The 6,481-nt window shown below is 66.3% G+C and carries 5 protein-coding genes, 1 rRNA gene and 1 pseudogene; 2 read left to right on the plus strand and 5 right to left on the minus strand.

Translation table 11 applies throughout. The annotated features are described in order from the left end of the window. The 3 genes from WMR31_RS18555 to WMR31_RS18565 are packed head-to-tail and all read right to left on the minus strand — an operon-like array spanning position 1 to position 2,469. Positions 1-615, minus strand: a complete 615-nt coding sequence (locus WMR31_RS18555; RefSeq protein ID WP_340540376.1) for a CDP-alcohol phosphatidyltransferase family protein — start codon at positions 613-615, stop codon at positions 1-3. A gap of 30 nt (positions 616-645) precedes the next feature. Further along, the gene (locus tag WMR31_RS18560) at positions 646-1,923 is read right to left on the minus strand and encodes a glutamate-5-semialdehyde dehydrogenase (RefSeq protein WP_445321650.1); all 1,278 of its coding nucleotides are present in this window, start codon (positions 1,921-1,923) and stop codon (positions 646-648) included. Positions 1,924-1,962: 39 nt separating this feature from the next. Continuing rightward, positions 1,963-2,469, minus strand: a complete 507-nt coding sequence (locus WMR31_RS18565) for a DUF3145 domain-containing protein (protein ID WP_340540378.1) — start codon at positions 2,467-2,469, stop codon at positions 1,963-1,965. Positions 2,470-2,667: 198 nt separating this feature from the next. On the opposite strand from WMR31_RS18565, the pseudogene WMR31_RS18570 reads away from it, so the two are divergent. Both WMR31_RS18570 and WMR31_RS22160 read left to right on the plus strand, forming a co-directional pair. After that, positions 2,668-3,542, plus strand: a pseudogene (locus WMR31_RS18570) (ISL3 family transposase); the annotation flags it as partial. Positions 3,543-3,603: 61 nt separating this feature from the next. Further along, positions 3,604-3,738 carry a pentapeptide repeat-containing protein gene (locus WMR31_RS22160; protein WP_445321651.1) on the plus strand — a complete coding sequence of 45 codons (135 nt, stop codon included), beginning with the start codon at positions 3,604-3,606 and terminating at the stop codon, positions 3,736-3,738. A 1,653-nt stretch (positions 3,739-5,391) separates the two neighbouring features. Here the strand turns inward: WMR31_RS22160 and WMR31_RS18575 are convergent. Together WMR31_RS18575 and rrf are read right to left on the minus strand one after the other, a co-directional pair. Next, positions 5,392-6,291, minus strand: a complete 900-nt coding sequence (locus WMR31_RS18575) for a tetratricopeptide repeat protein (RefSeq protein WP_340540379.1) — start codon at positions 6,289-6,291, stop codon at positions 5,392-5,394. A 111-nt stretch (positions 6,292-6,402) separates the two neighbouring features. Further along, a 5S ribosomal RNA gene (gene rrf, locus WMR31_RS18580) occupies positions 6,403-6,481 on the minus strand; the annotation flags it as partial.

Below are 6,481 nucleotides of genomic sequence, written 5' to 3' on the forward strand. Positions count from 1 at the left end.
CTATCCCGCGGTCTGTGGCAGACGAGCGGGCACCGGCAGTCCCAACTGGAGCAGCCAGCGCAACGAGATGCACTTGAACACCACAAGGCCGATCGCGATGGCCAGGCCGAGCCACCACCAGCCGGTGACCAGCAGCAGCACCGCGAACAGCGAGGAGTTCACGGCCTTGGCGGGCTTGGACCAGTTCCACAGGTAGATCCGCCGGTCGACCTCGTAGAAGTAGTTCGGGCTCCGGATCGGCCAGGCGAGGAACGCCAGGGACAAGAAGAAGTCGATCACCAAGAACTCGAACAGGTACACCGAGACCGGCAGCAGCATCTCGTGCTGAAGTGCGGCGAATCCGAGGTAGAACGCCGCGCAGTTGAGCCGGTCGCAGAGCATGTCGACGACGGCGCCGATCCGTGTCTCGCAGTCGAACCACCTCGCCCATGCGCCGTCGAGGCTGTCGCCGGCCCAGTAGACGCCAAGCCCGACGACCAGCCAGGTCAGCTCCTCGCGCCCGACGCCGATCAGGCACAGCACGAGTGCCGCGACGGTGCGGATGAGCGTGATGACCGTCGCACCGGTCCAGAACCGTTCCGCCGACGGGTCGGCATAGGTCGATCGGTCGGGCACGGGCGCACACTACCCCGCGCTACCTGAGCCTCAGCGCACGTGGCCGCTGCCGGTGACGACGTACTTGGTGGAGGTCATCTCAGGGAGCCCCATCGGGCCGCGCGCGTGCAACTTCTGGGTGCTGATCCCGATCTCGGCCCCGAATCCGAACTCGCCGCCGTCGGTGAACCGGGTGCTCGCATTGACCAGGACCGCAGCGCTGTCGACGGCGGCCACGAACCGTCGGGCCGCCTCCTGGTCGCGGGTGAGGATCGCCTCGGTGTGGCCGCTGGAGAACCGACGGATGTGAGAGATCGCGCCTTCCAGGTCGGGGACGACCGCGACCGAGATGTCCATCGAGAGGTACTCGCGCCCGTGGTCCTCGTCGGTGGCCGGCTCGACGCCGGGCAGCCGCGCGACGACCGGGTCGCCGTGCACGGTCACGCCGGCGTCCTGGAGCGCACCGACCAGGCGTGGCAGCAGATCGTCGGTGTGGTCGGCATGGACCAACAGCGACTCCGCGGAGTTGCAGACGCTGGTGCGGTGCGTCTTGGCGTTGAGCACCACCGCTAAGGCCTGCTCGTCCTCGACAATCGCGTCGACGTAGACGTGGCAGTTGCCGACGCCGGTCTCGATCACCGGGACGGTCGACTCCTCGACCACGCTCTGGATCAGCCCGGCACCCCCTCGCGGGATGAGCACGTCGACCAGGCCGCGCGCCCGCATCAGGGCCTTGACCGTGTCGTGGGAGTCGGCCGGCACCAAGGTGAGGACGTCTGCAGGCAGCCCCGCGGCCGCGACGGCGTCGCGAAGCACTTCGACGATGGCGGCGTTCGACGCAGCCGCGCTCGACGAGCCGCGCAGCAGTACCGCGTTGCCCGACTTCAGGCAGATCCCGGCAGCGTCGGCGGTGACGTTGGGGCGGGCCTCGTAGATCATGCCCACCACGCCGAACGGGACGCGCACCTGCCGCAGCTCGAGCCCGTTGGCGAGCGTGCTCCCCCGGACGACCTCCCCCACCGGGTCCGGGAGCGCGGCGACGTCGCGCATACCGTCTGCCATCGCTGCGAGTCGATCCTCGGTGAGCCGGAGCCGGTCGACGACGTTCGCCGGCGTCCCGCCCGCCTCCGCGCGGGCGACGTCCTCTGCATTGGCTGCGAGGATCTCCGCCGACCGCGCCGCGAGCGCGTCAGCCATCGCCTCCAGCGCGGCGTCCTTGGTCGCCCGGGTGGCCACGGCCAGCTCGTGCGAGGCCTCGCGCGCGGATGCTGCGAGTGCCCGCACGGCGTCATGGCTGGAGGCGGGTGCGGCGGTCTCGGTACTCACCACGCCAGGCTAGATGAGCGCCGAGCACCGAGGAACGCGGTCTCAGACCACCTGGTGGAGCCAGCGGACCGGTGCACCGTCGCCGGCATGGCGGAAGGTCTCCAGCTCGTCGTCCCAGGGCTTGCCGAGGAGCTTGTCGATCTCGAGCTCGAGCGTCGTCTCACCGAGGGCGGACTTGACCACGGCGGCCTTGAGCCGGTCCTCGGGGATCATGATGTCGCCGTGCAGGCCGACCACGGCGTGGAAGACGCCGAGGTCGGGGGTGTAGGAGTACCGCGCGCCCTCGGTCGAGGACGTCGGCTCCTCGGTGACCTCGAAGCGCAGGTGATTCCAGCCGCGCAGCGCGGACGCGATCGCCGCGGCGGAGCCGGCCTGGCCGCTCCAGGACAGCTCGGCGCGGTAGGCGCCGGGCTGGGCCGGCTGGGGCGACCAGGACATACTGACGGCCACCCCTAGTACCCCGCCGACCGCCCACTCGATATGAGGGCACAGCGCGGAAGGCGCCGAGTGCACATAGACGACGCCGCGGGTGGTGGAACGAGCGGTCACGACGATCTCCTTCTTCTCAGGCGCGAGCTACGCCTTCCCCAGCGGGCTCGTCATCGAGAATTCGGCCATCGCGCGAACGCGGGTGACACGTGTGTAGTTATCGACTCCATTGTGACGCATGGGGCGCGATTGCACCAGCGAACGACCAGGTTCGGACCGCGCTAGCGCCCTCGCACCGCCGCTCAGCCTGGATTCACCAATGACGCCGTTCTGGCCGAAGGCAAGCGGCTGCTGATCAACGATCCCGCGCGGTTCGACGGCGTCGACGAGCACGTCTGGCGCCACACCAGGCGCGGCGACAAGTACGTCACTGTGATCATCGACCTCACCCCGATCCGCGACGGCACCGGCCCAGCACGCCTGCTCGACATGGTCGAGGGCCGCTCCAAGTCCGCTTTCAGAACCTGGCTGGGCGAACGTCCCGATGCCTGGCGCGACGGCGTCGAGGTCGTCGCAATGGACGGCTTCACCGGCTTCAAGACCGCTGCTGCCGAGGAGGTCCCCGGCGCCGTCGCGGTGATGGATCCCTTCCACGTGGTCCGCCTGGCCGGCGACGCACTCGACCAGTGCCGCCGTCGCGTCCAGCTCACCATCCACGGCCACCGCGGCTTCAAGGACGACCGCTCTACAAGGCGCGACGCACTCTGCACACCGGTAGCGGGCTGCTCACCGACCGGCAGATCGACAGGCTCAACCAGCTGTTCGCCAACGACCAGCACGTCGAGGTCGAGGCCACCTGCGGCATCTACCAGCGCATGATCGTCGCCTACCGTGCCGAGGACCGGGCACGTGGCCGGGGACTGATGGTCAAGCTGATCGACGACCTCAGCACCGGCGTCCCGAAGACCCTGGTCGAGGTCGCGAGGCTCGGCAGGACGTTGAAGAAGCGCGCTGACGACGTGCTCGCCTACTTCGACCGCCCCGGCACCAGCAACGGACCGACAGAGGCGATCAACGGGCGACTAGAACACCTCCGCGGCTCGGCCCTCGGGTTCCGCAACCTCACCAACTACATCGCCAGGAGCTTGCTCGAGTCCGGCGGGTTCAGACCCCGACTACACCCTGGATTGTGAAGAGCCGTTAAACAACGGGAGTAGAAGTAGATGCGACTATTCCCATCCCTCGACGTGGGGCCTGGATCAAGCCGCTCTGAGCAACGCAACACTCACGAAGTGCAATTTGCGCGCCGCAGTCCTGACAGATGCCGACCTGCTCGCAACTACGTGCAAAGTGCTACTGGAAGGCCCACAGTCACTACCTCAGGATTAATCGCCCTAACCAGAAGATACGAGAGGAGTAACAATACGACGACTGTTGCACCGCAGGTCAGCGCGAAGCTCACCCAGAAGCTCCGTCGGGCTTTCTGAAGAGTGAGCCCGATAACCCCAGCGCCAAACGCGCCAACTAGAGCAAGCCACCAAGCCCAAGGTTCCAAGCTGGTCGGAGCAGCAAACACCCACACCGCCGCCCATGCAACTCCACCAATCGCGCCCAGGATTGCCCCAGACACCCGATCGCCATCAACGTCACTCACGGTACTATCGTACTCCTCTAGTCCGTTGACTCACGACGAACTACTGTTTGTCGGACTGACCCAACCCCACACGGGACACTGGTCTATGCGTTGCTGGGCGCACATTGGCCCGCGCCATGTACACGTTGCCCTACTCGCACTTCCTCCCACCAAACTGGAATTTGCCACGCTTCGCATAGGAAGGACCCTCTGGGCCAGTGGTATTGGTAGTGGACCCAACCTCTCCCCACGAACCGGTATAATTGGACCACGGCGTCGGTGTGTTCGCGGACGTGGCGGCGGCGTTCAAGGACAACAAATGATCCACGGGCCGGTACTTCTTGCCAGCGCCATCAACTGCCTCCCCGACCGTCTGATTCCGCCCTGCGGGGTAGGATCCGTGCCCTCTCCACGCAACCCACACCATCGGGCTTCCGCTGGCGGTCTTCGGGACTTCGCTCCACGGGAGCGTGCATGAGTTGTGGTGATAGAAGTACGCCACGGTCTTAGGCGTATTGTCACTCTTCAAGCGGATCGAAATATGCTCCCAGTCACCCTCATGCTTAGAGAATGGGACCGGGTTGTGCCCAAGCATCATTTGGCTCGAACCATAGAAGAACCAGTACTGAATATACTGCCCGTAAACGTACCTAATATACGCCGGCTCGGTCCGCTGAAGACCAAAGCCCTTCATAACGTTAGAACGATCCTCCGTGATCTCTAGGAACATCCCCTCTGGATCTGACCCGTCGCCCGGAGCACCCGAGGTCCGCGGACGGATTCCAGGGTCATTCGAGTCATACCAGGTACTATTGTGGTCACAAAACGGCCAGAAGCCGCTGACGGCGCGGTGACTGTACTGGCCGGATCCCATATCGGTGCCTGACGGTGTGTTATCCAGCGTATGGTCGTCGCACCCTTCTGCGTGGGACCACCGCAAGTCGCTATGCTCGATGAATGCCTCTGGCGTCATGAGATAATTTGTCTCGTGGACTCCGAAGTACAACGTCGGCGAATACCTTTGCGGAACCGTCCATTCTAGGGGCCGATTTCCTACTTCACCTAGTTCCTCGTCTGTCTGCGGCGGGCTAGCGGGGCTGAAATCCGGACCCGACTTGATCGCAGCCGGCCCGTAGACCGGGTCTCCACCGTCTGGGTCCGCCGCGTATCCCGGACCCTCTGCGTTCAGCATTGGAGCACCTGCCGGTATGGCGGCGTCTTCGTCTATCCAGACGGATCTGGTCCCGCTCCAGGTTGTCGCGGAGCCATTGCGTGTTCCCACGCGAAGGCTATATTCGCCGAACCCGAGCGCGGTCGCGAAGGCGTTCTGGTTGACCGTCGAGCGGCCGCAACGCCGCCAGCGTGCCCATATGGTGGCGCGTAGCAGGCGAGAATCGGTGAATCCAGGCTCAGCGATCCTCGAGCTTGCGCTCCAGCTCATCGGCCCGCGCGGCGGCATCGGTCAGTTCGTCGGAGTCGATCGCGTGCGTGCGATGGAACCACGCCAGCGCGTCCTGATCCCGGCCGGCGGCAGCGAGGGCGTCGGCATAGGCATAGCGCAATCGCACGACCCACGACTCACGGCTCTTGCTGGTGAGCGGTGCGAGCTCGAGAGTGCGCAGTGCCGCGTCGAGCTGGCCCTGGTCGCGTCGAGCGCCCGCCTCGACGAGCGTCATCTCGGCCTTGGCCGCAGGGGTGAAGTTCGCAACCGAGGGGCTCTTGGCCAGCTTGATCGCCTGGTCGGGATTGCCGAGCGCCCGGTGGCAGTCGGCCATGATCGGCAGGTAGGCCGTGGCGCCGTTCATCCGCTTGGCCGCCCGCAGCTCGGCCAGCGCCTCGGCGTAGTGACCGGCGGCGTAGGCCGCCTCGCCGGTCGCCTCACGCACCACGGCAAGTCGCGGGGCCCGCGCCTTGGCGGCGAGCGTGTGGCGATAGGCGGTCTCAGGATCGGAGTCGACGAGCAGGCCCGCTGCGGCCAGGTGGCGCGCGATGCGCGCTGCGAGCTTGTCCGGGAGACCCTTCAGCTGCGCACTCACCGCGCGATCGAGCTCGCGACCGGTGATCTCCTCCGACAGCTCCGGGCCGTCGTAGGTCTTCTGATCGACGGTGCGCTCGACCTGACGCTCAGCCGGACGCTTCCACGCCTCGCGACCGCGGCGCTGACCGCCGCGCTCACCACCGCGCTCACCACTGCCGCCCTTGGCGGAGCCACGTGAGCTTCCGGTGCGGCCGGCCGGCTTGGCGTCCCCGCGCCCTCCGCTACGACGGCCCTCGCCGCCGGCCCGCGGACCACGTCGCTGCTCAGCCACGACCTCCACCCCTCTTCTCGATCACTGCTTCGTCAACCCCTCGGCGTGCTCACAAGGGTGCCCTAAAACAGAGTAGAGGCCACCTTTCGGTGGCCTCTACCCCAAATGTTTGTCCGGCGGCGTCCTACTCTCCCACAACCTCGCGGTTGCAGTACCATCGGCGCTGGCAGGCTTAACTTCCGGGTTCGGT

Origin of the sequence: Nocardioides epinepheli, assembly GCF_037936805.1 — a bacterium.
Lineage (GTDB): Bacteria > Actinomycetota > Actinomycetes > Propionibacteriales > Nocardioidaceae > Nocardioides.